This window comes from Streptomyces sp. NPDC091412 (assembly GCF_044756885.1).
Lineage (GTDB): Bacteria > Actinomycetota > Actinomycetes > Streptomycetales > Streptomycetaceae > Streptomyces.
This window is the reverse complement of the sequence record NZ_JBIVTV010000017.1, coordinates 108938-132691: the sequence shown is the minus strand read 5'-3', so window position 1 is coordinate 132691 and position 23754 is coordinate 108938. Positions and strand designations below refer to the sequence as shown.

Below are 23754 nucleotides of genomic sequence, written 5' to 3'. Positions count from 1 at the left end.
GGTGGCGCGCGGGACTGGCAGCATCAGCGCATGACCGAAACTCCGCGCCGCACTGGCCACGGCGTCCCGGCCGCCGTCCCCCGGGTCCGCCTCGTCGACGTCGCCCGCGAGGCGGGTCTGTCCAAGACCACCGTCTCCGCGGCGCTCAACGGCACCGGGCGCCTCTCGCCGGCCGTGCGCGAGCACGCCCGCGAGGTCGCACGCCGCCTCGGCTACCGGCCCAACCCGACGGCACGGCTGCTGCGCGCCGGGCACGCCAGGCTCATCGGCTACGCCGTGGGGGAGTACCCCACGGGCCCCGGGTCCTACATGGACTCCTCCTACTTCACCAAACTGACCAGCGCCGTCGCGACCGCGGCCCTGCGCCACGGCTACGGCCTGGTGCTGCTGCCCACCGGCTCCTCGCCCGATGAGTGGGCCGACCTGCCGCTCGACGCCGCGATCGTCGCCGACCCGCTCGTGGACGATCCCCTGGTGGAGGACTTCATCGCCGCCCGCATTCTGCTGTCCACCGACCGCTCGGTGGAGGGCCGTCCCGGCACGCACTGGGTGGACGTCGACGCCGACGCCGCCGTGCGCGAGGTGCTGGACCATCTGCACGCACAGGGCGCACGGCGCATCGCGGTCGTGGCGCCCGACACCCCGACCCGCTTCTACACGGCGGCCCTGGACGCCTACCGGCGCTGGTGCGCCGAGCAGGGTGCCACGCCTCGTGTCACCCCTTCGGCCCGGCCGGGGAACGGCCCTGCCATCGAGGCGGTCGAGCGGTCCCTCACCACGCCCGACCGGCCGGACGCCCTGTTCGTGCTGACCGAGGCCAATCCGCCGCTGGTGCTCGACGCCGCACGCCGCCTGGGCCTGTCGGTCCCCGGCGACCTGCTCGTGGTGTGCGCGAGCGAGGACACCTCGGCCGCCCACGCCGACCCGCCCGTCACCACCCTGAGCCTCCAGCCGGTGAACGTGGCCGAGAAGGGCGTCGAACTGCTCGTCGCGGCCTTGGAGAGCGGGAGCCAGGAGCCGACGGGCGCGCTGGTGCGGACGAAACTGGAGATCAGGACGTCGTCGGAGCGCGGCGGCGATTCCACGGCCGCGGCCGCGCTTCGACGGCGCGGCCGTCAGGAGGCGGAGTGCACCAGCGCTGCCCCCACGTAGGTCCGCAGAACCCGGGCCGTGTGGATCTCCTCGGCCGGGGCGGTGAAGATGTCCCGGTCGACGACCACCAGGTCGGCGAGATGGCCCGGCCGCAGGGTGCCGGTGTCGTCCAGGCCGTTGACGTGGGCCGAACCCGCCGTGTAGGCCGCGACCGCGGTGGCGAGGTCGAGGCGCTGTTCGGGCAGGAAGACTCGGCCGTCGGTTGCCCCGGGCTGCATCCGGTTGACGGCGACGTGGATTCCGGCGAGGGGATCGGGGCTGCTCACGGACCAGTCGCTGCCCGCCGCCAGGGTCGCGCCGGCCCGCAGCAGGGAGCCGAAGGGGTACTGCCGGGCGGCGCGTTCGGGACCCAGGAAGGGAATGGTCAGCTCGTCCATCTGCGGCTCGTGGGCGGCCCACAGCGGCTGGATGTTGGCGATCGCCCCGAGACGCGCGAAGCGCGGGACGTCGTCGGGATGGACCACCTGCAGGTGGGCGAGGTGGTGCCGGGTGGCGCGGCGGCCGTTGGCGGTGCGGGCCGCCTCGATCGCGTCCAGCGCCTCGCGCACCGCGCGGTCGCCGAGGGCGTGGAAGTGCACCTGGAAGTCGAGCGCGTCGAGTTCGGTGACGTACGAACGCAGCGCGACCGGGTCGACGAAGCTCAGGCCGTTGTTGGCGGTGGCGCAGCCGCAGCCGTCCAGGTAGGGGCTGGTCATCGCGGCGGTGAAGTTCTCCGCGATGCCGTCCTGCATGATCTTCACCGAGCCGGCCCGGAACCTGCCGTGGCTCAGTTCCGCGCGGCGGGAGACCAGTTCCGGGATCTGGTCGGAGCCTCGGCCGCGGTCCCACCAGAGCGCGCCGTTGACCCGGGCGGTGAGGGTTCCCTCGCGGGCGGCGGTGAGGTAGGCGTCGGAGGGGTCGGGCTGGCCGTTGAACTCGCCGAGCAGGGCGTCCTGCCAGCCGGTGATGCCGAGCGAGTGCAGCAGCCGCTGAGCGCGCAGTAGGCCGTCGAGGCGGTCGGCGGCGGTCTTCGCGGGCACCAGCCGGGCCACCAGGCCGGTGGCTCCCTCCTGGAGGACGCCGCTCGGTGTGCCGTCGCCTTCTCGTTCGATCCGGCCGTCGTCGGGGTCCGGGGTGTCCCGGGTGACGCCGGCGAGTTCGAGCGCGCGGGTGTTGGCCCAGGCGCCGTGGTGGTCCCGGTTGACCAGGTACACCGGCCGGTCCGGCACCACGGAGTCGAGCAGCTGCCGGGTCGGAAGGCCGCCCTCGAAGCTCTCCATGGACCAGCCGCCGCCGGTGATCCAGCCGCTGTCGGGGTGGGCGTCGGCGAACTCACGGATGCGGCGCAGGTATTCGTCGACTCCCACGGTGCCGCTGAGGTCGCACTCGGCGAGCTCCATGCCGCCGTAGACGGCGTGGATGTGGGAGTCCTGGAAGCCGGGAAGCAGCAGCTTGCCGCTGAGGTCGACGACTTCGGTCCTCGGGCCGATCAGCTCCCGTACCTCGTCGTGGCCGACGGCCGTGATCCGGTCCCCGGTGACGGCGAGGCTGCTCGCCCGGGTGCGGGCGGGGTCCCCGGTGTGCACGGGGCCTCGGGTGAAGACCAGATCGGCCTTGGTCATGGGAGATGCTCCTGGTGGTGGGCGGCCCGTGCGTGGGCCGTGGGAGGGAAATGAGGTGTCGCGGTCCGCGTCGTGCGTCCGCGGGGGTGCTGGTCAGCCGGTGCCGGCCGGGGCGTCGCCGGAGGCGGTGTCGCGGGAACGTGAGAAGTAGGGCGACCGGCGGTGCCAGCGGGCCCACGCGGCGGCCAGCAGGCCGGAGCCGATCATCAGCACCGGGACGAGCAACGCGAACCAGCCGTTGTCGGCGGAGAGTTCGAAGTGATCGGTGGAGCGGTAGAAGGTCCAGGCGAGATACCCGCCGATGGTGAGCAGCGCGAGTGCGCCCAGTACCGGTCCGACGACCGCGCGCAGAGCCTCCGACGGTGAGGCGCGCAGCAGGTGGCGGAAGCGCACGGCGGCGGCCGCGGCGGTGAGTGCGTAGTAGAGGGCGACGACGATGCCGATCGCGTTGACCGCGGCGAAGATCAAGTCGTTGACGGTGGGGATGATCAGCGCCAGCGCGGCGAGGGCGAGGGCGATCGCGGTGATCAGCAGGGTGCCGGCGGCGGGGGTCCCGTGCCTGGGGTGCAGGCGCGTCCAGACGGAGCCGAGGACGCCGTCGCGGCCCATCGCGAACATCCCGCGGGCGGTGGGGATGACCGCGGCCTGGAGTGACGCCACCGCGGAGAACATGAGGGCGATGAGCGGCATCGCGGCCAGCGGCTGGTGGGCGAGCTTCGTGCCGAAGTAGGCGAGCCCCTGTGCGCCGTTGTCGGCCAGTTCGCCCAGCGGCAGCACCCGCTGGAAGGCGGTGCCGGCGAGCAGGAACAGCAGCAGCATGACGGTCAGCGCGATGAACCCGCCCCGGGAGGCGTCCCGCGGGTCACCGACTTCCTCACCGACGCTGAAGACGGACTCGAAGCCCCAGTAGCAGAAGACCGCGAGGACCATGCCCTGGGCGAGGGCTTCGGCCGAGGGGATGTCGAAGGGGTTGAACCACTGGAGCGAGAAGGGCTGGTCCCCGGCGAACAGGCCGTAGCCGCAGAAGACGAGCAGCACGCCGTATTCGAAGATCAGCAGGTACTTCTGGAGCCGCGCCGCGAGGTCGAGCCCGCGGACGGCGACCAGCGCGGCGGCGACCAGGACGGCCATGCCGAGGAGGGTGGACTGGAGGGTGGAGTCCGGATCGAGAGAGAGGCCGGCGATGCTCTGGACGGTGGCCTGGCCCAGGAGCTGGATGATCGCCGAGCCGGTCACCGTGGTGGTGTAGGCCATGAACACGATCGTGCCGACGACGTTGACCCATCCGGTCAGGAAGCCCAGCCAGGGGCTCAGAACGCGGCCGACCCACTGGTAGCTGCTGCCCGCGTTGGGTTCGACACGGTTGAGGCGCCCGTATCCGCCGGCGATGCCGAGCACGGGCAGAAAGGCCAGCAGCATGATCGCCGGCAGGTGCAGGCCGACGATGCTCGCCATCAGGCCGAGTCCGATGCCGATGCTGCTGGTGGCCGCGGTGCTCGACGCGGCGAGCACGATGCCGTCGACGACGCCTATGGACTTCCGCATCGCGGCCTCGGGGGTTGGGGCGCTTGTTCCCGGCGTGGTGCACGCGCCCTTCACTGGTACTGCCAACGATCTTCGCCTTGCTGGTAGGGGGAAGTGGCCGGAGGGGCCGGATGGCAGGTCATGAAATCCTCCTCCACTTCTCACGTCAATGGTGTTGTCATAAGCTCCGGTTCATGGCTGAGCGTGTGGTTCCGGAGCCGCAGAGGCGGCGCAGAAGGCCGACGAAGCAGGGCACGGTGCTGTCCGAGCAGATCATCGTGGAGACGGCCCTGCGGCTGGTCGGCCAGCACGGCGCGGAGGCGTTGACGGTCCGGCGGCTGGGGGGCGCACTGGGCGCCGATCCGAGCGCGCTCTACCGGTACTTCCGCAACACCGACGACTTGCTGCTGGCCATCGCCGACGAGCTCATCGGCCGTGCCCAGCACGGCTGGCGGCCCACCGGTGACTGGCGTACCGACCTGTGTGAGCTGGGCCTGCGCGTTCATGCCTCGTACCAGGCTCACCCGCAGGCCGCGCTGCTGGCGGCGCACCGTACGACCGGGCGGGACAACGAGATGCGGGCCGTGGAGATGATTCTCGGCGTGCTGCGGTCGGCGGGCTTCCACGACCGGGAAGCCGTGCGGATCTACCACGCCTTCGTGGACCAGGCGCTCGCCTTCGCGGCCCTGGACGCGGCCGCGCTGGCCATGCCGGCTCCCGCGCAGGCGGCAGACCGCCAGGTGTGGCTGGTCCGCTACGGCAGCCTGGACGCGGGCACCCACCCCAACATCGCCGCCACCGTGCGCCTGCTCGCCGCCGACATGCCGCTCAGCGGCTATCCGTTCGCGCTGGAACTGCTGCTCGAGGCCGTCGCCGCCCGGCTGCCCGCGACGGTTGAGGGAGTGGGCTGAGGGCGGATCACGCACTCCCGCCACGTGCCCCGCCAGGGGTCCGGCCGGACCGGGCGAATGAGGCGGAGGACATGGATCGCGTGGGTCCGGGTCCGGGGGACAGGCTTATGTCAACACCGTTGACACTATTCTCGGGTCGGAGATCTGATGGAGGGACCCGGAGGGAGTCCCTCCACGCACACAAGGAGTCCTCCATGGATCCCGTCCGCGCCCTCCAGGACGCCGACCCCACTCCGTTCTGGCTGGACGACCCGGGCCGCCCGCAGGCCGTATCGGCCCTGGTCGCCCACACCCGCTGCGATCTGCTCGTGGTCGGCGGCGGCTACAGCGGCTTGTGGACCGCTCTGATCGCCAAGGAACGCGACCCCTCCCGCGACGTCCTCCTGATCGAGGGGGAGGAGATCGGCTGGGCCGCTTCCGGCCGCAACGGCGGCTTCTGCGAGTCCAGCCTCACTCACGGTCTGAGCAACGGCCTCGACCGCTGGCCCGACGAACTCGCCGACCTGGAGCGGCTCGGCATGCGGAACCTCCAGGCGATCGAGGACACGATCAAGAGGTACGGCATCGACTGCGACTGGCGGCGCACCGGCTCGCTCAACGTGGCGACCGAGCCGTACCAGGTCGACGACCTGCACGAGTTCGCCGCGCTCGCCGCCCGCTACGGCTCCGAGCAGACGGTGCTGGACACCGACCAGGTCCGCGCCGAGATCGACTCACCGACCTTCCTGGGGGCGCTCTGGGACAAGGACGGCACGGCGATGCTCAACCCCGCCCGTCTCGCGTGGGGCCTCAAGCAGGCCTGTCTGGACCTCGGCGTACGCATCCATGAGCACACCTGGGCCACTGCCATCGAGGAGGCCGGCTCGGGAATCGCGGTGCGGACCCCGTACGGCCGCGTCCTCGCGGACCGGGTCGCCCTCGCGACCAACGCCTTCCCCTCCCTGGTCAAGCGGCACCGCCTCTACACCGTCCCCGTGTACGACTACGCGCTGATGACCGAGCCGCTGACGGACGGACAACTCGCCTCCGTCGGCTGGCACAACCGCCAGGGATTCTCCGACGCCGCCAACCAGTTCCACTACGTGCGGCTCTCCGCCGACAACCGCATCCTGTGGGGCGGCTACGACGCCGTGTACCACTACCGGGGCCGGGTGCGCGCCGAGCACGACACGCGGCCGGAGACGTTCGCCACCCTGGCCCGGCATTTCTTCCGGACCTTCCCGCAGTTGGAGGGGCTGAGCTTCACCCACGCCTGGGGCGGCGCGATCGACACCTGCACCCGCTTCTGCGCGTTCTTCGACACCACTCACCGGGGCCGGGTCGCCCATACGGCCGGCTTCACGGGCCTCGGCGTGGGAGCGACCCGCTTCGCCGCCGAGGTGATGCTCGACCTGCTGGCCGGCGAGCGCACTGAGCTCACCCGACTGGAGATGGTGCGGCGCAAGCCCCTTCCGTTCCCGCCGGAACCGGTCCGCTGGGCGGGAATCCAGGCCACCAGATGGTCCCTCGCCCGTGCGGACGAGAACTCCGGCCGACGCAACCTGTGGCTCAAGACCCTCGACCGGCTCGGCCTCGGCTTCGATTCCTGATCGGTACGTCAAGCGGTCGGGCGGCCGGGTCGCCACCGGTGGGGCCGGCCGTCACAACCATCCGTTGCGCTGGGCCTGCAGGGCCAGCTGGAAGCGGTTCGTGGCGCCCAGCCGGGCCATCAGGACCTCCAGGCGGCGGAACAGCGTGCGGCGGCTGATTCCCAGCTCGCGGGCGATGACGTCGTCGCTCGTGCCGCTGGCCAGCAGCCACAGCAGACGGCGGTCGGCGGGGGGCGGACCGCCTGGGCCGGTCGTGCCGCCGTGGAAGGGGAGAGCGTGCTGCCACGACTGCTCGAACAGCGCGATGAGGGCGGAGAGCAGACCGCACGGCTGGACGACCAGCATGGTGTTGTGCACGTCGACCTCTTTGATCGACAGTGACACCAGAGCGTACGCCTCGTCGATGATCAGGAGTTTGACGGGGACGGACGGCAGCACTCTGGCCTGCTCACCGGCGTTGATACACGGTTCGATGACGTGCTTGAGGTGGCCCGGGCGTTCCAGCGACTCGCGGGAGTACACGACGCGTTGCGTGACCCCGCGGGCCAGCGTGGCCAGTGCGTCGTCGGTGGCACTGGCCACCGGGAAGTAGGGGGGCGACTCGAACTGCCGGATCTGGTGGCGGGCGCTGGCCCAGGCTTGGCGCATCCTGGGGCCGATGGCGTCGCCGGTGACGATCTCGACGAGGTGGTCGTCGTGGGCCGCGAGCCGGTGGCGCCGGAACGCATCGAAGGCGCCCGCGACCGCGATGCGGGATTTCTCCACCTCGGCCGCACGGCGCCGGGCGAGGACCTCGAGACCGGCCGCCGGAACCACCGGCGCCACCACGTCCTCGTCCCTCTCGGCGGCACCGGCCAGACCGGCGTCGACGAGCTCGCCGTACGCCGTGGCCAGGCCCGGGCCGTCCAGACCGGCCGCGGCGGCGATCTCGCTCAGCGGCGCGGGGGCCAGCTCCAGCAGGGTGAGATAGACCCGGGCCGCCGTCCGGCCGATGCCCAGGAGCCGCAGTGCATCGCCGAGACTCGCGTTCGTCATGAGTCGCATTATCGACGGCCGTGGCCGGCCAGGCGTGGCCGATCTGTGCCAGTGGCACCACTGCGCACCATACGCGGGCATCGCGGGATACCGTCGCCGAGCCGTCGGCATGTGGCGGCGCGCGACTCCCAGGAAGGCGGACGCAGTGGCGAAAGGCCGCAAGAACGGTTTGTACTCAGGGATCTCCGAGGAACTGTCCGCGTTGATGCGGACGGGGTGGGCGGACACCGAGAGGCGCGAGCTGACGCTCGAGGAGCAGGCCCCGTACGCAGCCGCGCGCCGGGCCGCGCTCTCCGCGCGCTTCCCGGGTGAACGGCTCGTGATCCCTTCGGGAAACCTCAAGGTCCGCTCGAACGACGACACCTACCCGTTCCGGCCGTACTCGGGCTACGTACACATGACCGGCGACCAGGCCCGGGACGGTGCCCTCGTCCTCGAACCCCGTGCGGACGGCGGCCACGACGCCTACTGCTACCAACTCCCGCGGGACAGCAGGGACGACAACGAGTTCTGGACCGGTGCCACAGCAGAGCTGTGGATGGGCCGGCGCCGCTCCCTCGCCGAGGCGGAGCGCGTGCTCGGCCTGCCGTGCCGGGACGTCCGCACGGCGGCCGGCGACCTGGCAGCCGCCTCCGGCGCACCGACGCGCATCGTCCGCGGTATCGACCCGTCCCTGGAGGCCGCCGTCGCCACCGAGGCGGAGCGCGACGCGGAGCTGGAAGAGGCCCTCAGCGACCTGCGCGTCGTGAAGGACGAGTGGGAGATCAAGGAGATCCGCTCGGCCGTGGACTCCACGGTGCGCGGATTCACGGACGTCGTCAGTGAGCTGTCGCGGGCGATCGCCTCGTCCGAGCGGTGGATCGAGGGCACCTTTTTCCGACGCGCCCGCCTCGAGGGCAACGCCGTCGGCTACGGCACGATCTGCGCCGCGGGCGAGCACGCCACGATCATGCACTGGACCGACAACGACGGACCGGTGCGCCCCGGGGAGCTGCTCCTGCTCGACGCGGGCGTGGAGTCGCGCACCCTGTACACCGCCGACGTCACGCGCACCCTGCCGATCGGCGGCACCTTCACCCCCGTCCAGCGCAGGGTCTACGACGCGGTGTACGAGGCCCAGGAGGCGGGCATGGCGGCCGTCAAGCCGGGCGCCGCGTACCGGGACTTTCATGAGGCGGCCCAGCGTTCCCTGGCGGCGCGGCTGGTCGAGTGGGGTTTCATCGAAGGGCCTGCCGACCGCGCGTACGAGCTGGGCCTCCAGCGCCGTTTCACGATGGCCGGCACCGGTCACATGCTCGGCCTGGACGTCCACGACTGCGCGCGGGCCCGGACCGAGGAGTACGTCGACGGCGTACTGGAGCCGGGCATGGTGCTCACCGTCGAGCCCGGCCTGTACTTCCAGCCGGACGATCTGACCGTCCCTCAGGAGTGGCGCGGCATCGGCGTACGCATCGAGGACGACTTGCTCGTCACCGCCGATGGTCACGAGAACCTGTCGGCGGGCCTGCCGCGGTCTGCGGATGAGGTCGAGGCGTGGATGGCCCGTTTCGCGGGCTGAGCACATCGAGAACCGGGCCCAGGGCAGGTCCGCCCCCGGCGAGCCTGCCCGCGCACGACGGCGAGTTCGCCACCTCATGCAGGAGCGAGCGGACGAGTCGGCCGGTGTGAAGTGACGAGCCGAACCACGCGAGGCACACCTTGATTCTCTGCCAGCCCTCAGAGGGTGGTGGTTGCGGTGCGGTAGAACTCGGCTGCGGTGACGGTGGCGGGGACGCCGAGTTCAGCGGTGACCGCGGTGATCGCGGTGGCGCCGATGGCGAGGTCGGCTTGGCCGTCGGTGGTGAAATACGGGGCGATGAACGTCTCGTAGTGGGCTCGGGCTTCGTCTGCGGTGTGTCGGCCGAGGAACGTCTGGATGTGCCGCACCGTGGTGTCGGGTTCGTCGTGGATCACTTTCAGGGCGCGCCGGTGGGCTCGTACGACGGCCTGGACCGCGGGGTCGTCCGGCTGGATGTGGGTGGGGTCGACGGCCACGCCCACGGTGGGGATCTGGAGGTGGTCACCGACCCAGGCCGGCACCTGCCAGCCGTGCTCGGCGGCCACCGCCTCCGGTGCCATGGTGCTGCCGACCAGGGCGGCGTCGATGGTGCCGTCGTGCAGCCGGCGCAGGTCCATGTCGTAGTCGCCGGGCGGGCGGACGATGGTGTGGATGTCGCGGTCCGGGTCGAGGCCGGCCTGGCGCAGCACGATGCGGGCGAAGCACCCGGGTGCGGTATGGGGGGCGTGTACGGCCAGCCGCCGGCCGGCCAAATCGGCCAGGGAGGTCAGGCCGGGGCGGGCGAGGAACCAGAACAGCGGGCGGTGGGTGTTGACCGTGAGTGCGACCCAGGGGGTGTTCTGGGTCAGTCGGGACAGCAGTGCCCGGCCCAGCCCGATGGTGGCGCCGTGGCGGAGCCGCTCCTCGTCCCAGGAGCAGCCGTCGCGCAGCGCGACGTGGACGCCCTCGTCGGCGTAGTAGTCATGCTGGTCGGCGATGTAGGCGACCAGTTCCTCGTGCAGGCCCCGCCCGACGTAGGCGAGATCGATCGTGTACATGAACGTCTTTTCCTTGATCGTGTCACCGCCATGCACCGCGTCTCCCGCGAGCGCGGTGCTGTGGCCCGTGGTGCTGAGGTGGCGTGTGCCGGACGCGGTCCGGTCTTCGGCAGGACGGGGACGGTATGGCCTGGTGCGGGGCGGGCAGCGGGGCGTCAGTCCATGGACATCCCGCCGTCGACCGCGGCCGTGGTGCCGGTCATGAAGGCGTTGTCCTCGCCGGCGTAGAAGGCAACTGCTTGGGCGACGTCGCCCGGGCGTGCCAGGCGGCCCACGGGGGTGGCGGCCACCTGCCGCCGCCTGAGCTCGTCGTCGAGCGCCTCCGCCATGCGGGTGTCCTCCACCGGGCCGGGCTCGACCACGTTGACCGTGATGCCCCGCGGGCCCAGTTCCTGGGCGAGGTACCGGGCGAACTGCGCCAGTGCGGCCTTGGCCGTGCCCAGTGCGATCATGCCCGCCCTTGGTCGGCGGCTGAGACCGGTACCGAGATAGATGATGCGTCCCCAGCCCTGTTCGGTCATGGCGGGCAGGACGGCTTTGGTGACCGCGAACGCCGCACGCATCTCGCCGTCGACCTTGCCGCCCAGTTCTTCCCACGTCATGTCCTGGAACGGCTTGATCACATACGGGGTGAGCGCGTTGTGCACGAGCACGTCGATGCCACCCCACGCCGTCTGGACCTGCTCGATCATGCTCGCGACCGCCGCTGCCTCGCGCACGTCGGCCTGCACGGCCATGGCCTGGCCGCCTACGGCCTCGATGCCGGCCACGACCTCCTCGGCTGCCGTGCCGCTGCGGAGGTAGTTGACCACCACGCGCATCCCTCGCGCGGCCAGCAGGCGCGCTGTGGCCGCACCGATTCCGCTGCTGGCCCCTGTCACCAATGCCACCCTGCCGGTCGCCCCGGTCACGAGCCCACCTCCTGCACGTGATCGAACCGCTCCAGACCTCCTTGGGCGGCACGCTGCCCGGCCTGCACGTGCGGTGCGGCGTAGTAGGCGCGCGAGAACAGGATCGGGTCCAGGCCGTCGACGGGGACGAACCCGAGGACGTCGCTGACGTGCTTGCCGGGCAGTGGCAGGGCCCGGAGATCTGCTTCTTCGCGCACCACCGAGTGCCCGTCGGGGGTTTTGTGCCCTTTCGTGATCTCCCGGTTGTCGACCTCGCGCCCCTCGGCCTGGCATACGCGCCGGTGTTGGATGCGGGAGCCGTCCGCGACGTGCACCTCGTGCAGATCCACGCCGTGCCGTCGTGCGGCCGGGAACAACTGCACCGGCAGGCTGACCGGGCCGAACGTGATCCAGCCCGTCCACACCGCCCGCGTCGGCACATCCATGTCTCCAGCCTCCGCCGCGGCAGGCACCGGTGCACCTTGGAGCGGATCCACGCGTCGCCGGGCAAGGAAGGAGCACGTGAGGGGCACGAAAAGTGCGAGCACCTCCCGGCAACACCTGGCCGCAGAACCATGGCGCGGGCCGGTCTCCACGACATCACCCAGACCCTGCCGCCCGTCTACGCCGACCAGCCGTCACCGCACGGAAGCAGGGCGCCACCGAACGCCGGCTTCAGCAGATCGCGGCCGAGAGCCTCGCGCAGATGTACTTCCGGGCGAACAACCGCCGCGCGCACGGCCTGGGTGTGGAGGTCACTGACAGGGAGTGCGTCGAGATCACGTTGCAGTCGAGGGCCGGGACCTCGAACGCCGTGGCCGGCCAGGGCGGGGCTCAGCGCACCGGGAAGCCGAAGGAGTAGCCCTGCTCCTTGAGCGAGGGGAGGATCCGGCGCAGGGACTCGACGGTCTGGGAGCGGTCGCCGCCCGCGTCGTGGAAGAGGAGTGTCGGCCCGTTGGGCAGTTCCCGCTCGACGGTGGCGACGATGGCGTCCGTGCCCGGCCGCTCGAAGTCCTTGGAGTCCACGTTCCAGCCCAGCGGGCGCATGCCCCGTGAGGCCGCCAGGTTGCGGCTGTAGGGGGTGAAGGCCCCGCCGGGTGCCCGGTAGTACATCGGCCGTACGCCCCCGGACGCCTCGGTGATCATGCGTTCGGCGTCGAGTAGCTGCTGCGACTGGTAGGCCTGGGACTTGGTGTCCATGGTGGTGTCGTGCGACACCGTGTGGTCGCACAGCCGGTGTCCGGCCGCGACCACCTTCTTCACGAGGTCCGGGTGGGCCTGCGCCTGCGTTCCCACCATGCAGAACGTGGCCTTCACCCCGTACTCCCGCAGTACGTCGAGCACCTGAGGGGTCCACACGGGGTCGGGGCCGTCGTCGATGGTGATGTTGACTCCGCGTTCCCCCTTGTCCGAGGCGTGCGCGATGGTCACATCCACTGGCTTGACGTCACTGCCCGGCGTGGCCGACGCGGCTGCCTGAGGCGCCGAGCCGACCACGGAACCGGCCTGCGCCGTCCACACCGAGGCACCGGCGGCCAGTACCGTCACTCCGAGGGCCGCCCCGGCCACCTTGCCGTACCAGCCCCGCCCGCCGCCGTGCCGTGCCATGTCCGCCCCGCTTTCCCGCAGTTCCTCGCCGATCCTTGGTCGCTTTCCGACCACTTGGCAGGACGAGGGGCAACGGCCACGGGATGCGTCCGTTACCGATCGCGGACACTTCCGGGGGAGTTCGCGGACAACTGGGCGAGCAGCGGCCGGAACCGGGTCGGTTGGCCCGATCCCGCTCAGGGCTGGTCGGGCGGGGCGTCCTGCCGTCGATGAACAGCGAGAAGCCTGGCTGTGGGCTGTGGGCCGGCGCACCGTCGACCGCCTCACCTTCGAGGTCCACATCATCGAAACCGGCACCCAGTCCTTCCACCTCGCCCGCACCACCGCCAAGCGCAAGGCGGCAGCAGCCTGATCCTCCGTCGGCCCGGGACAAAGGCTCGCACTTCCCGGTCCCCGGGCCTCGACGGTCACAGGAGCTGAAGGCGCATTGCCTGAACCGCGCAGGTCTAGGCTGACGCCATGTCACCCTCAGACTGGACAGGGTTCACCACAGTGCGGGGAGTGCGGCGCCGACTGGTGATCCTGTGCAGCCACGTCATCAGGCGCCCGCTCCTGATCCTCGCCCTCGCGGGGCTGGCCTTCGTCATCACCAGGTTCGGCAAGGACGTTCCCATGCTCTATGGCATGACCCCCCTTGGAGCCGTTCTCATCTCCTGGAGCATGGGCCGCTACCGCTCGGTCAATCCCGCCGAAGAGATCGGCGATGAACCCCAAAACCGGGACGCAGAGACGACCTGACCGGCAGCGGCCCCTGGACGCCGGCGCCCCGGCCGCCTTCGGCGCGGGCAGTGTCCTCCTGACGCGGCGCCGCGTCACTGACTAAGCGCGTGCCTTCACCGGGAAGAGGGCGTCGAGCCGAGGTGTCCCCGCCCCCGCAGCGAGCCCTGGTATCCCACCCCTCGTCGCGGCCCTCACGGACTCGTCACCCTCTTCACGCTCCGCCCGCGCCTCCTGGACAGCGTCCAGGGCTTCGTAGAACGCGCCCCCGCAGTCGTCCTCCTGGCGGGTCAGCTCATCGAAGACGTCCTGCGCCACGTAGTCGAGCTCCTCCCATTCCGGCCACTCGTCGTCGTGCCACTCCCGCAGGTGCCGCCCGGCCAGGGCCCGCACCTCGGAAACGCCGGCGAGCGCGTCCGGATCAGCGAGCACCGCTTCGTACGTCCCTCGCCCCTGCGCCACCAGCCAGAGCGCGAAATAGTCGAAGCCGTCGTCGGAACACGAGCCGCCCTCGATCCGGCTCACCGCCCGCCACAGCGCTTCTGTGGCGACGGCCTCGCACGCGGCCTCCAGATGCGCCTGGAACTCGACGCCCGCCGCGGCCGGCCAGCGCAGCAACTCCCCGCGCAGCCACTCCAGCCGCTCGTTCCGGTCACCGGGGCGGCGGCTCAATTCGTCCATGAGTGCCCAGAAGGTCTTCTCGTCCATGCGGCACAGGATCGCAGCCGCCACTGACACTCCCGCGAGCTCCATGCGGAAACAGCAGCGGTGATGGTGCCCAGGGCCCGCAGGGTGTCCAGGGCAACACTGGCCGACAGGACGTCTCTGATGGGCGAGGGCGTCGGGGACATGGGCCAGCGGCCCGGGCGCGGTGGGTGACCGGCGGAAAGCCGTCCATGGTGAGGCCGGCTCTGCTGCGGGAGGCTGGAGCACTCCGCGGGTTGAGTGGCCCAGGGGGCGCTGCCGTGGACACCTGCAGCCGGTCCGGCGCCGGCCTCCTTCCGCAGCGCTTCGTCGCTTCTTCCAGCGTGCCGAGAATTTCGTCGTTGACAAGGTTGGCTAATGAGATTAGCTTTTAGCTAACGAGATTAGCCAAGCTGGAGGATGCCATGACCGAGTACCTTGCCGCCGACGGCGGCACGATCGCTTACGACGTGGCGGGGTCCGGCCCGCTGATCGTTCTCGCGCACGGCATGGGCGACAGCCGTGCCGCGTACGATGCCGTGATCCCGCAGCTGGTGGCGGCGGGCTATCGGGTCGCAGCGGTCGATCTGCGCGGCTGCGGCGAGTCCAGCGTCGGCTGGCCGGACTGGAGCCGCACCGCCATCGCCGACGACCTGCTCGCCGTGATCCGCCACCTGGACGGCCCGGCCGTGCTCGTCGGCCACTCGATCTCCGGCGGCGCCGCCACCATCGCCGCAGCGCAGGAGCCCTCGCTGATCACCGCGGTGGTCGAGTTGGCGCCGTTCACCCGCAAGCAGTCGATCCGCCTCGGCGACCTGCGGGTGAAGCGCTTCCGGCGGGGCATGCTGCGGCTGCTCGGCGCGGGCGTGTTCGGCAGCGTGCCGCTCTGGCGTTCGTACCTCGACGTGGCCCACCCCGGCGTGAAGCCGGTCGGCTGGGTCGAACGGCTCGGCCGCATCGACTCCCTGCTGCGCGAGCCGGGCCGGATGAAGGCCCTGCAGGGCATGGGCCGCAGCGCCCCGACCGACGCCGGCGCGCGACTCGGCAACGTCCGCTGCCCGGTCCTGGTCGTGATGGGCACGCTCGACCCCGACTGGGCCGACCCGCACGCCGAGGGGTCGGCGATCGTCGATGCTCTGCCGTCCGGCCTCGGCCGGCTTGAGATGATCGAGGGCGCCGGGCACTACCCGCACGACCAGTTCCCCGACCAGGTGGTTTCGCTCATGCTCTCCTTCCTCCGATCGGACGCCGCTCGTGCCTAGGGCCGGCCTGGACCCGGCGGCCGTGGTCGCGGCCGGTGCCGCCCTCGCCGACGAGGTTGGCTTCGCCAACCTGACGATGGGCTTGCTGGCCGAGCGGGTGGGCGTGCGCACCCCGTCCCTGTACAAGCACGTGGGCAGCCAGGAAGACCTCAACCGGCGCATCGCGGTCCTGGCATTGAACGAGGCCGCCGACGCCGTCGGCGGCGCGGTCCAGGGGTACGCGGGCCGCGACGCCCTGGCGGCCGCGGCGCGCGCCTTCCGCGCCTTCGTCCTGGAGCACCCCGGCCGGTACGGCGCGACGATCGGCGCGGAACCGTCCGGCCCGGACGATCCGCTGGCCACCGCAGGTCAGCGGCTGCTCGGCGCGTTCATGGCGGTCCTGCGCGGCTACGAGATCGCAGAGTCCGACGTGGACCACGCCCTGCGCACGCTCCGCAGCCTCTGCCACGGCTTCGCCACGCTGCAGGCGGACAACGGCTTCCAGTGGAGCGCCGACATCGACGAGAGCTTCGAGTGGCTGATCGCCTTCGCCGACCGGGGCCTGCGCGCCATGTGAGAAATGGACGAGCGCCTGTGGCCAACTGATCGTTTCAGAATCAGAGACTTGAGAGAGCCTCCAAGGCATCCCGCAGGCGCAGTTGGCCTGCCGCGCGGTAGAGGTAGGGCAGGGCACTGCCGTACAAGGCGGTGAAGCCACCGATCGTCGCCATGAGACCGGCCGCGGTGTCGCCGGCGGCCCAGCCGATCACGACCGGCACGCCCATGCACAGCCCCGCGCGAGCCGCGAACGGCCACCGCCGTCTCGCGTCACGCAGCGCGAACAGGGGACGGATCCCGATCGGGCCCGGCCCCGGCGCGGGCGGGATCGGCGCCGGGGCCGCCGGTCCTTGAGGCATGCTTCCAGAGCAGCACGGACAGCGTCCCGACGCTCGCCCTGCGCCCCGGGGCATGATGTCCTCCGCGAGAGCCACCGCCGGGGGCGACTGTCGCTCGTGCTGCCCAGGCTGCCGGCCGGCGCGATGCAGGAGGGTTGTGGCGAGGCCACCAGGCATATCTGTGGGCCGTCGCTGGACCGTACGAGGAGGACCAGGGGCAACTGGCTGGGGACAGGCCGCCGTTCGGGCCGAGCGATGGGGTGTTTCCGGCGGCGTTGGCACCGTCTCCCGCGCGACGTACTGCGTCGACTGCGGTTGCTTGTGCGCCCCCGGGACACGGCCTGGCATCGCGACCTGGTCGCGCGGCACCACGCGGCCCGTTCTCGGCCCGGCTGCCGCTTCTCGGCCCGGCTGTCGCCGGATCGGTCCCAGCATCGTCGGTCACCGGGACACGGCCGGCCAGTGCCCGTCCGCCGGAGCCGAACTGTCACGCTCGCTCTGGAGGGGCACTGAGGTGTCGATCTTCCTTGACCTCGCGGTCCCGGGACACCGGCTCGCCCCAGGCAACCCGGATGGCGTAGCGGGCCGGGCGCACCCCGGTCGGCCCTGAAATCATCTTCACGGGTGGGCCGAATCCGGCAGTCACTGGCGAGGTCGGCCGACATGTCGAAATCGACGCGGCACAACTCGACGGTGGAAGGCGCTTTCGTGGCGACAGGGGGAATGTTCGTCGATTGCCGGCGCACATCGCGCGTGCCGTGACGGCGACGGAGCAGCGCACTGATCGATGGAGGCAGTGATGACTGAGGGTCTGCGCGGTCGGCTGATCGGTGCGTGGAAGCTGGTGTCGTACCGGGAGATCCCGGTCGACGGTGCCGAGCCGTTCGAGCCGCTCGGTCATGAACCGCAGGGCATCATCATGTACACCCCGGACGGGTACATGTCCGCGCAGCTGTCCAGGCCCGAGCGTCCCGGCTTCGCCTCCGGGGACTGGTTCGACGGGACGACGGAGGAGTACACGGCGGAAGCGACCTCCTACATCGCCTACTCGGGACCGTTCCACGTGGATGAGGAGAAGCAGACCCTCACACACTCCATGTTCGTGTCCCTGTTTCCCAACTGGACCGGCCAGACGCAGCCGCGTGTGGTGAGAATCGAGGGCGACATGCTGCATCTGAGCACCGCATCACCCATCAGGTCGAGCGGCAGGACCGTCAACTCGGCCCTCACCTGGCGCCGGGCCGAACCCAACTGACCCCGCGCGAGCAAAGGTACGCAGCCGAGACCGCGGTGTCGGGCAGAGCGGTCGGCAGGAGTGGGAAGGGACCTGCATGAACACCGGACGACGCGTCGTCGTGACGGCGGGTGCCGCCGGCATCGGACTCGCGACAGCCAAGGCGTTCGCGGCCAACGGCGACCGTGTGCACATCTGCGACATCGACGAACGGGCCCTCGAACAGGTCACCGAGGCCAATCCGATGATCACCGCGACCGTCTGCGACGTGTCCGACCGGCGCTCGGTCGAGGCCTTCGTCGTGGAAGCGGTCCACGCCCTCGGCGGTATCGACGTGCTGGTCAACAACGCGGGCATCTCCGGCCCCACCAGCCCGGTGGAGGAGATGGACCCCGACCAGTGGGAAGCCGTCCTGGCCGTCAACCTCACCGGCACGTTCAACGTCACCAGGCTCTCCAACCCCTTCTTGAAGAAGTCCGACGCCGGCGTCATCCTCATCATGACCTCCGTCGGCGGACGCTACGGCTACCCGAACCGCAGCCCCTACGCGACCACCAAGCGAGGGCTGATCGGCCTCACGGAGACCCTCGCCATCGAACTGGGAGACGACGGAATCCGCGTCATCGCCATCGCCCCCGGCGCCGTCGCCGGCGAGCGCATCCAGCGGGTCCTGCGGGGCCGGGCCGATGCCAGTGCACGCAGCCTGGCCGATGTCACCGCCGACGCCCTGAGCATCCAGTCCCTCAAATACTTCACCGACCCCGAGGACATCGCCGCACTGGCCCTCTTCCTCGCCTCCGACAGCGCCAAGTCCATCACCGGACAGACCATCCCCATCGACGGCGGCTCGAAGGCCGCGCAGTGACGCGCGACGAGAATCAGTGCTGCAGCAGTGCGGGGCGCCGCTGGTAGCGCCGGTCAATCCCAGCACCGGCCTTGTCGCGTTGGCTGAGGGATGATCGTCCGAGGCTGTGTCAGGGTGCGGGTGGGCCGGTGCCGTTTCCGGGTCAGGCACCGGCGGGCTGTGCGGCGGTGCGTGATGTGGTCCCGGATGGCGAAGCAGACGATCATCTCGGTGCGGTGATCGGGAGCGGTTGTCCGGTGCCGTCGTGGCCGGAAGCGGGGTGAGATGCCGCTGAACGCGGCGCGGTGCCGCGGCCGGGGGGACGAACCGCCGCCGGTCGAACGGGGCAGGATCGCCGTCGAAGGCGAAGCTCCAACTGGTGGCAGCCGGGCCGACCTTCGTGAGAGCCCTGTGGTCGCAGGACGAGCCCATTCGCCGACCCGATACCGGCTTTTGCCGACGCTCCGTCACGCGTGATCGCGGCGACGACCTGCACCTCGTGCGTGGTGGAGGGTGCGTCCCCGGCGACCGTCGGAGAGCCGTCCAGCATCCGCGGGAAACGCACTCACTCACCACCCCTTGACACCCCAATCACCCCTCACGACTATATGAACCAACGGTTCGCTTACCGAACCAGCGAGCCAGATCTCTGGAGGAGAGCCGTGCCCATTCGGGTCCGCAAGATCATCAAGCAGCTCGATGAGACGAGGCTGGAGAACGGCCGCGCCGTGGAACCGGTCCACCGGGTCGCGTTCGTCGGAGCCGTCATCGAGAACCCGTATCCCAGCGAGTACGTCCAGGACCTCGTCACTCTCGCCGACGAGGTGGGCGAGGAGATCGGCAAGCTGGTCGGCCCCGCCTGCGTGGAGCTGCTGGGCTGCGAGGTCGAGGCGTTCGGCAAGGCCGCGCTCGTCGGTATCGGCGGAGAGGTCGAGCACGGCTCGGCGCTCATCCACAACCTGCGCTTCGGCAACGTCTTCCGCTCCGCCGCCGGCGGCACCGAGCTGCTGCCGGCCGCCGAGAAGGTCGGCCTCCCGGGCAGCCCGATCGACATCCCGCTCAAGCACAAGCTGGAGGCCAAGACGCGCTCGCACCACCAGACGGTCACCCTTCAGGTCGCCGATGTCCCCCGGCCGCGCGAGATCTTCGTCGTGTGCGCCGCCGCGAACGCCGGCCGCCCGCTGGCCCGTCTCGCCGCCTTCGGTGCCGAGACCCGGAACCAGTGACGAGGTCCGTACCGCAGCAGCCGACGAACGACGAGGAGGCAGTCCGTTGACCATCACCGAGACCGATGCGTGGACCGGGCAGCGCGTCAAGGAAGCCGACAGCGAATACGTCATCCACTCCTGGTCCGTCCAGGGCGCGCTCAACCCCATCCCGGTGGCCGGGGGTTCCGGGTCCTGGTTCTGGGACTACGAGGGGAACAGATACCTCGACTTCCAGTCCCAGCTCGTCAACCTCAACCTGGGCCACCAGCACCCCAAGCTGGTCGAGGCGATTCGCGAACAGGCCGACCGCCTCTGCTACATAGGCCCCGGCTTCGCCGAGCGCTCCCGCGCCGAACTGGCCGAGATGCTGGCCTCACTCACTCCCGGCGACCTGAAGATGAGCTTCTTCACCACCGGCGGAGCGGCGGCCAACGAGAACGCGATCCGGCTCGCCCGCCACGTGACCGGACGCCACAAGGTGATCGCCCGCTACCGCTCGTACCACGGCGCCACCAACGGGGCGATGTCGCTGACCGGCGACCCTCGCCGCTGGGCCGCGGAACCGGGCGGGATGCCAGGGGTGGTGCGGATGTTCGACCCGTACACCTACCGCTGCCCGGCCGGACATCCGGACCCCTGCCCCGTGTGCTCCGGGGGGCCGCACCTGGAGGAGATCCTCCAGTACGAGAACCCGGACACGGTCGCCGCGGTGATCGTCGAGCCCGTCACCGGCACCAACGGTCTGATCTACCCGCCCGACGGCTATCTGCGGTCGCTGCGCGAGGTGTGCGACCGGCACGGCATCCTGCTCATCTTCGACGAGGTCATGGCGGGCTTTGGCCGCACCGGTGAGTGGTTCGCCTGCAATCACTGGGACGTCACCCCCGACATCCTCGTCACCGCCAAGGGCCTGAACTCGGGTTACGTCCCGCTGGGCGCGATGACCGTCTCGGCCCGCGTCTCCGAGTGGCTCGGGGACCACATGTTCTGGGGCGGCCTCACCTACGCCGGACACCCGCTGGCCTGCGCCTCCGGTGTCGCCTCACTCCGCATCATGCAGGAGGAGAACATCGTGGAGAACGCGAGGTTGCGCGGCGAACGCCTTGGCGCCGGACTGGCCAAGCTCGCCGAGAGCCACCCGAGCATCGGTGAGATCCGCGGCCGCGGCCTGTTCCACGGCGTCGAACTGGTGAAGAACCGGGAGAGCCGCGAACCGCTGGTGCCGTTCAACGCCAAGGGGCCCGGCGCGGCACCGGTCACCCGGATCGTGAAGGAGGCCATGGCCCGCGGCCTGTACCTGACGGCCAACTTCAACGTGCTCCGGCTGACACCTCCGCTCGTCATCGAGGACTCCGAGATCGACCTCGCTCTCGACGTACTGGACGACGTCCTGAACCTCGCCGACGAGCAGTACGTAGGGTGAGGCGCAATGGCGGGCAAGGCGCGGGCGCGCCACATGAGAGAGGGTGCAGCATGGCATCGACGTTGATCAGAGGCGGTACGGTCGTCAACGCCGATGCCGCCGTCAGGGCCGACGTACTGATACGCGACGGTGTGGTCGTGGCGCTCGGCGCCGGCACGGACGACTGGAGCGCCGACCATGTGGTCGACGCCGAGGGAATGCTCGTGATGCCCGGTGGCATCGATGCGCACACCCACCTCGAATATCCCATCGACGGCTTCACCACCCGCACCGCGGACGACTTCCACAGTGGGACGGTGGCGGCCGCCCACGGCGGTACGACCACGGTCCTGGACTTCGTGAAGAAGGAGCCGAAGCGGAGCCTGCTCGACACCTACCGGTCCCGGCGCGACGTCGCGGCGGCCAAGTCGGTGATCGACTTCGGGCTGCACGCGATCGTCCCGCCCCGCGAGCAGCAGCCGGACGTCCTGGACGACCTGCGGCGGCTGGCCGGGGAGGGGGCCACGAGCTGGAAGTTCTTCATGGCCTACCCCGGCACGCAGATGGTCGACGACGGGGAACTGCTGGAGGGCTTCGAGCTCGCCCTGGAGCACGGCGTCCTGCCGATGGTGCACGCCGAGAACGGCCACATGATCGCCCGGGAGACCCAGCGGCTGCTGGCCGACGGCCGGACGGCCGAGGTCTTCCACGCCAGCGCCCACGGGCACGACTCCGAGGCCGAGGCCGTGCACCGCGCCGTGGTCCTCGCCGAGTCCGTCGGCACCCCGCTCTACGTCGTGCACGTCTCCAGCGCCGCCGCGGCCGACGAGATCAGCAGGGCCAGGGCCGCCGGAGCGCGGGTGTGGGGCGAGACGTGTCCCCAGTACCTCGCCGTCGCCTACGAGGACTACGCCGACCTGGGGGAGAAGGCCGCCGCCTACCTGTGCTCGCCCCCTATCCGGGAGCGGGGCAACCAGGAGGGGCTGTGGCGGTCCCTGGTCACCGGGGCGATGTCCACGGTGGCCACCGATCACGCCGGTTTCTGCCTCCACCAGCCCGAGGATCTGCCGCCGCAGAAGCTGCGCAGCCCCGGATACTTCCCGAAGGTCCCCAACGGTGTCCCCGGTATCGAGGACAGGCTCATGGTGCTGTGGGAGACGGGGGTCGCGGGCGGCCGGTTCGACGCCTGCAGGTTCGTGGACCTGGTCTCCACCCGCCCGGCGAAACTGTTCGGGATGTTCCCGCACAAGGGCGCCGTCGCCGTGGGCGCGGACGCCGACCTGCTGGTGTGGGACCCGGCGGCCGACCATGTGATCAGCGCGGCCGGCAGCCACATGCGCACCGACTACAACCTCTACGAGGGAATGCGCGTGACCGGCCGTCCGGTCCGCGTCTTCTCCCGGGGCGAGCAACTCGTCGGCCCTGACGGGTCCTTCGACGGGGCCGCGGGCCGAGGGCGTTTCCTCACCCGGGGCAAGCCCCAGCTGCACTGAGATCCCCCCACGTCCTTGACGCGTCACACCAGCTGACACGTGTCCGTGGTGCGGAACCCCGGGTGGGTTCCGTGCCACCGGGCCCGCGTCTCGCAACACGAACGGAGCGGTGTCTCGATGAAACTCCCCCTGGGCATCCATGTCGGTGAACGGCTGAGCCTGGAGCAGACGTACTGGCAGGCCGAGCTGGCCGACCAGAACGGGTTCGAATCCGTGTGGGTCGCGGAGGGGCGGCTGGCGCGCGACGGCATCGTCCCGGCCGCCGTCATCGCGAGCAGGACCCGCAACGTCAAGATCGGCACGGGCGTCGTCAACAACAAGAGCCGGAACGCGGCCCTGATGGCCGTCACCTTCAAGACCCTGGACGAGCTGGCCCCCGGCCGGGCCATTCTCGGCATCGGCGCCTGGTGGGAGCCGCTGGCCACCAAGGTCGGCCAGCCGCTGCGCAAGCCCATCGCCTCGATGCGCGAGTACATCACCGTGCTGCAGAGCTTCTTCCGCAACGAAGTCGTGTCCTTCGAGGGCGAGTTCGTGCAGATGCGCGACGTGCGCTTCGACAGCATGTACCGGGAGAACAAGCCGGTCGACATCCCCATCTACATCGGCGCCGTCGGCCCCCGGATGCTGGAGCTGGCCGGTGAGATCAGCGACGGCGTGCACATGGACTTCCTGCTCCCGCCCTCGTACCTGGTGGGCGCCAAGGAGGCGATCGCCCGGGGACTCGCCAAGCGGACCGACGGCAAGGACTCGATCGACCTCACCCAGATCGTCGCGTGCAGCGTCAACGACGACGATCCGCAGGAGGCCATCGACGCCTGCAAGGCGTTCCTCACCCTCTACCTGGCGCAGCAGCCGCACATCGCCGAGCACTGCGGTGTGGAACGCGAACTGGTGGACCGCATCCAGGAGCGGGCCGGCTGGCCCGCCACCCCCGAGGCGATCAAGAAGGCCATGCCACTGGTCCCCAACAGCCTGGTGCAGAATGTCACCGCCTGCGGCTCCACCGACGAGGTGTTCGCCAAGCTGATGGAGTACCACGAGGCCGGGGTCCGCTGCCCGATCGTCTCCACCCTGGGTGACAAGGAGCAGACGCTGACCCGCCTCGCCCAGGCCGCGAAGGGCTGACGGCG

The 23754-nt window shown here is 70.6% G+C and carries 22 protein-coding genes; 13 read left to right on the top strand and 9 right to left on the bottom strand.

The annotated features are described in order from the left end of the window. The first annotated feature begins 30 nt into the window (after window positions 1-30). Window positions 31-1152 (top strand): LacI family DNA-binding transcriptional regulator, encoded by a 1122-nt coding sequence (locus tag ACIQMV_RS30855; RefSeq protein ID WP_402596516.1) that lies wholly within the window; start codon window positions 31-33, stop codon window positions 1150-1152. Here ACIQMV_RS30855 and ACIQMV_RS30850 read toward each other — a convergent pair. Continuing rightward, window positions 1116-2753 (bottom strand): amidohydrolase, encoded by a 1638-nt coding sequence (locus ACIQMV_RS30850; protein ID WP_402596515.1) that lies wholly within the window; start codon window positions 2751-2753, stop codon window positions 1116-1118. The genes ACIQMV_RS30855 and ACIQMV_RS30850 overlap by 37 nt on opposite strands. 93 nt (window positions 2754-2846) lie before the next feature. Next, complete coding sequence (locus ACIQMV_RS30845; protein WP_402596564.1) at window positions 2847-4298, bottom strand: APC family permease; 1452 nt, start codon at window positions 4296-4298, stop codon at window positions 2847-2849. A 173-nt stretch (window positions 4299-4471) separates the two neighbouring features. Between ACIQMV_RS30845 and ACIQMV_RS30840 the strand changes: the two genes are divergently transcribed. Then, on the top strand, window positions 4472-5188 hold the full coding sequence (locus ACIQMV_RS30840) for a TetR/AcrR family transcriptional regulator (protein ID WP_401778696.1): 717 nt from the start codon (window positions 4472-4474) through the stop codon (window positions 5186-5188). A 194-nt stretch (window positions 5189-5382) separates the two neighbouring features. Next, window positions 5383-6777 carry an NAD(P)/FAD-dependent oxidoreductase gene (locus ACIQMV_RS30835; RefSeq protein WP_402596514.1) on the top strand — a complete coding sequence of 465 codons (1395 nt, stop codon included), beginning with the start codon at window positions 5383-5385 and terminating at the stop codon, window positions 6775-6777. A gap of 51 nt (window positions 6778-6828) precedes the next feature. Here the strand turns inward: ACIQMV_RS30835 and ACIQMV_RS30830 are convergent, their stop codons facing one another. Next, a complete protein-coding gene (locus tag ACIQMV_RS30830; RefSeq protein ID WP_402596513.1) occupies window positions 6829-7812 on the bottom strand; it encodes a LuxR family transcriptional regulator in 984 nt (327 codons plus the stop codon). Between the two features lie 145 nt (window positions 7813-7957). Here ACIQMV_RS30830 and ACIQMV_RS30825 point away from each other — a divergent pair, with 145 nt between their 5' ends. Further along, window positions 7958-9370, top strand: a complete 1413-nt coding sequence (locus ACIQMV_RS30825; RefSeq protein ID WP_402596512.1) for an aminopeptidase P family protein — start codon at window positions 7958-7960, stop codon at window positions 9368-9370. A 158-nt stretch (window positions 9371-9528) separates the two neighbouring features. Here ACIQMV_RS30825 and ACIQMV_RS30820 read toward each other — a convergent pair whose 3' ends face one another. The 4 genes from ACIQMV_RS30820 to ACIQMV_RS30805 all read right to left on the bottom strand — a co-directional run bounded on the left by ACIQMV_RS30820 (window position 9529) and on the right by ACIQMV_RS30805 (window position 12905). After that, on the bottom strand, window positions 9529-10407 hold the full coding sequence (locus tag ACIQMV_RS30820; protein ID WP_402596511.1) for an ABC transporter substrate-binding protein: 879 nt from the start codon (window positions 10405-10407) through the stop codon (window positions 9529-9531). Between the two features lie 155 nt (window positions 10408-10562). Further along, complete coding sequence (locus tag ACIQMV_RS30815) at window positions 10563-11318, bottom strand: SDR family NAD(P)-dependent oxidoreductase (protein ID WP_402596510.1); 756 nt, start codon at window positions 11316-11318, stop codon at window positions 10563-10565. Continuing rightward, the gene (locus tag ACIQMV_RS30810) at window positions 11315-11743 is read right to left on the bottom strand and encodes a Ku protein (protein ID WP_402596509.1); all 429 of its coding nucleotides are present in this window, start codon (window positions 11741-11743) and stop codon (window positions 11315-11317) included. The genes ACIQMV_RS30815 and ACIQMV_RS30810 overlap by 4 nt, the downstream gene beginning before the upstream one ends. 388 nt (window positions 11744-12131) lie before the next feature. Further along, entirely contained in the window at window positions 12132-12905 is a 774-nt protein-coding gene (locus ACIQMV_RS30805) for a polysaccharide deacetylase family protein (protein ID WP_402596508.1), read from the bottom strand. A gap of 459 nt (window positions 12906-13364) precedes the next feature. Between ACIQMV_RS30805 and ACIQMV_RS30800 the strand changes: the two genes are divergently transcribed. Next, entirely contained in the window at window positions 13365-13643 is a 279-nt protein-coding gene (locus ACIQMV_RS30800) for a hypothetical protein (protein WP_402596507.1), read from the top strand. An 81-nt stretch (window positions 13644-13724) separates the two neighbouring features. Here the strand turns inward: ACIQMV_RS30800 and ACIQMV_RS30795 are convergent, their stop codons facing one another. Next, window positions 13725-14330, bottom strand: a complete 606-nt coding sequence (locus tag ACIQMV_RS30795) for a DUF4240 domain-containing protein (RefSeq protein WP_402596506.1) — start codon at window positions 14328-14330, stop codon at window positions 13725-13727. Between the two features lie 401 nt (window positions 14331-14731). Here ACIQMV_RS30795 and ACIQMV_RS30790 point away from each other — a divergent pair, with 401 nt between their 5' ends. Beyond that, entirely contained in the window at window positions 14732-15568 is an 837-nt protein-coding gene (locus ACIQMV_RS30790; RefSeq protein WP_402596505.1) for an alpha/beta fold hydrolase, read from the top strand. A 22-nt stretch (window positions 15569-15590) separates the two neighbouring features. Then, window positions 15591-16124, top strand: a complete 534-nt coding sequence (locus ACIQMV_RS30785) for a TetR/AcrR family transcriptional regulator (protein WP_402596563.1) — start codon at window positions 15591-15593, stop codon at window positions 16122-16124. Between the two features lie 40 nt (window positions 16125-16164). On the opposite strand, the gene ACIQMV_RS30780 is transcribed toward ACIQMV_RS30785, so the two are convergent. Then, window positions 16165-16464, bottom strand: a complete 300-nt coding sequence (locus ACIQMV_RS30780) for a hypothetical protein (protein ID WP_402596504.1) — start codon at window positions 16462-16464, stop codon at window positions 16165-16167. A gap of 778 nt (window positions 16465-17242) precedes the next feature. On the opposite strand from ACIQMV_RS30780, the gene ACIQMV_RS30775 reads away from it, so the two are divergent. The 6 genes from ACIQMV_RS30775 (at window position 17243) to ACIQMV_RS30750 (ending at window position 23749) form a co-directional block, all read left to right on the top strand. Further along, entirely contained in the window at window positions 17243-17698 is a 456-nt protein-coding gene (locus ACIQMV_RS30775; RefSeq protein WP_402596503.1) for a lipocalin-like domain-containing protein, read from the top strand. Between the two features lie 76 nt (window positions 17699-17774). Beyond that, a complete protein-coding gene (locus tag ACIQMV_RS30770; RefSeq protein ID WP_402596502.1) occupies window positions 17775-18542 on the top strand; it encodes an SDR family oxidoreductase in 768 nt (255 codons plus the stop codon). A gap of 641 nt (window positions 18543-19183) precedes the next feature. Beyond that, window positions 19184-19747: an amino acid synthesis family protein gene (locus tag ACIQMV_RS30765; RefSeq protein WP_402596501.1), complete on the top strand. Its 564-nt coding sequence runs from the start codon at window positions 19184-19186 to the stop codon at window positions 19745-19747. 46 nt (window positions 19748-19793) lie between these two features. After that, entirely contained in the window at window positions 19794-21152 is a 1359-nt protein-coding gene (locus ACIQMV_RS30760; RefSeq protein WP_402596500.1) for an aminotransferase class III-fold pyridoxal phosphate-dependent enzyme, read from the top strand. Window positions 21153-21202: 50 nt separating this feature from the next. After that, window positions 21203-22624 carry a dihydropyrimidinase gene (hydA, locus tag ACIQMV_RS30755; RefSeq protein ID WP_402596499.1) on the top strand — a complete coding sequence of 474 codons (1422 nt, stop codon included), beginning with the start codon at window positions 21203-21205 and terminating at the stop codon, window positions 22622-22624. A 117-nt stretch (window positions 22625-22741) separates the two neighbouring features. Continuing rightward, window positions 22742-23749 (top strand): LLM class flavin-dependent oxidoreductase, encoded by a 1008-nt coding sequence (locus ACIQMV_RS30750; protein WP_402596498.1) that lies wholly within the window; start codon window positions 22742-22744, stop codon window positions 23747-23749. Window positions 23750-23754 lie beyond the last annotated feature (5 nt).

Bases quoted from the DNA above. Each gene is read 5' to 3' on its own strand.
- ACIQMV_RS30855 (WP_402596516.1), top strand. From the start codon at position 31: ATGACCGAAACTCCGCGCCGCACTGGCCACGGCGTCCCGGCCGCCGTC.
- ACIQMV_RS30850 (WP_402596515.1), bottom strand. From the start codon at position 2,753: ATGACCAAGGCCGATCTGGTCTTCACCCGAGGCCCCGTGCACACCGGG.
- ACIQMV_RS30845 (WP_402596564.1), bottom strand. From the start codon at position 4,298: ATGCGGAAGTCCATAGGCGTCGTCGACGGCATCGTGCTCGCCGCGTCG.
- ACIQMV_RS30840 (WP_401778696.1), top strand. From the start codon at position 4,472: ATGGCTGAGCGTGTGGTTCCGGAGCCGCAGAGGCGGCGCAGAAGGCCG.
- ACIQMV_RS30835 (WP_402596514.1), top strand. From the start codon at position 5,383: ATGGATCCCGTCCGCGCCCTCCAGGACGCCGACCCCACTCCGTTCTGG.
- ACIQMV_RS30830 (WP_402596513.1), bottom strand. From the start codon at position 7,812: ATGACGAACGCGAGTCTCGGCGATGCACTGCGGCTCCTGGGCATCGGC.
- ACIQMV_RS30820 (WP_402596511.1), bottom strand. From the start codon at position 10,407: ATGTACACGATCGATCTCGCCTACGTCGGGCGGGGCCTGCACGAGGAA.
- ACIQMV_RS30810 (WP_402596509.1), bottom strand. From the start codon at position 11,743: ATGGATGTGCCGACGCGGGCGGTGTGGACGGGCTGGATCACGTTCGGC.
- ACIQMV_RS30805 (WP_402596508.1), bottom strand. From the start codon at position 12,905: ATGGCACGGCACGGCGGCGGGCGGGGCTGGTACGGCAAGGTGGCCGGG.
- ACIQMV_RS30800 (WP_402596507.1), top strand. From the start codon at position 13,365: ATGTCACCCTCAGACTGGACAGGGTTCACCACAGTGCGGGGAGTGCGG.
- ACIQMV_RS30795 (WP_402596506.1), bottom strand. From the start codon at position 14,330: ATGGACGAGAAGACCTTCTGGGCACTCATGGACGAATTGAGCCGCCGC.
- ACIQMV_RS30790 (WP_402596505.1), top strand. From the start codon at position 14,732: ATGACCGAGTACCTTGCCGCCGACGGCGGCACGATCGCTTACGACGTG.
- ACIQMV_RS30780 (WP_402596504.1), bottom strand. From the start codon at position 16,464: ATGCCTCAAGGACCGGCGGCCCCGGCGCCGATCCCGCCCGCGCCGGGG.
- ACIQMV_RS30775 (WP_402596503.1), top strand. From the start codon at position 17,243: ATGACTGAGGGTCTGCGCGGTCGGCTGATCGGTGCGTGGAAGCTGGTG.
- ACIQMV_RS30770 (WP_402596502.1), top strand. From the start codon at position 17,775: ATGAACACCGGACGACGCGTCGTCGTGACGGCGGGTGCCGCCGGCATC.
- hydA (WP_402596499.1), top strand. From the start codon at position 21,203: ATGGCATCGACGTTGATCAGAGGCGGTACGGTCGTCAACGCCGATGCC.
- ACIQMV_RS30750 (WP_402596498.1), top strand. From the start codon at position 22,742: ATGAAACTCCCCCTGGGCATCCATGTCGGTGAACGGCTGAGCCTGGAG.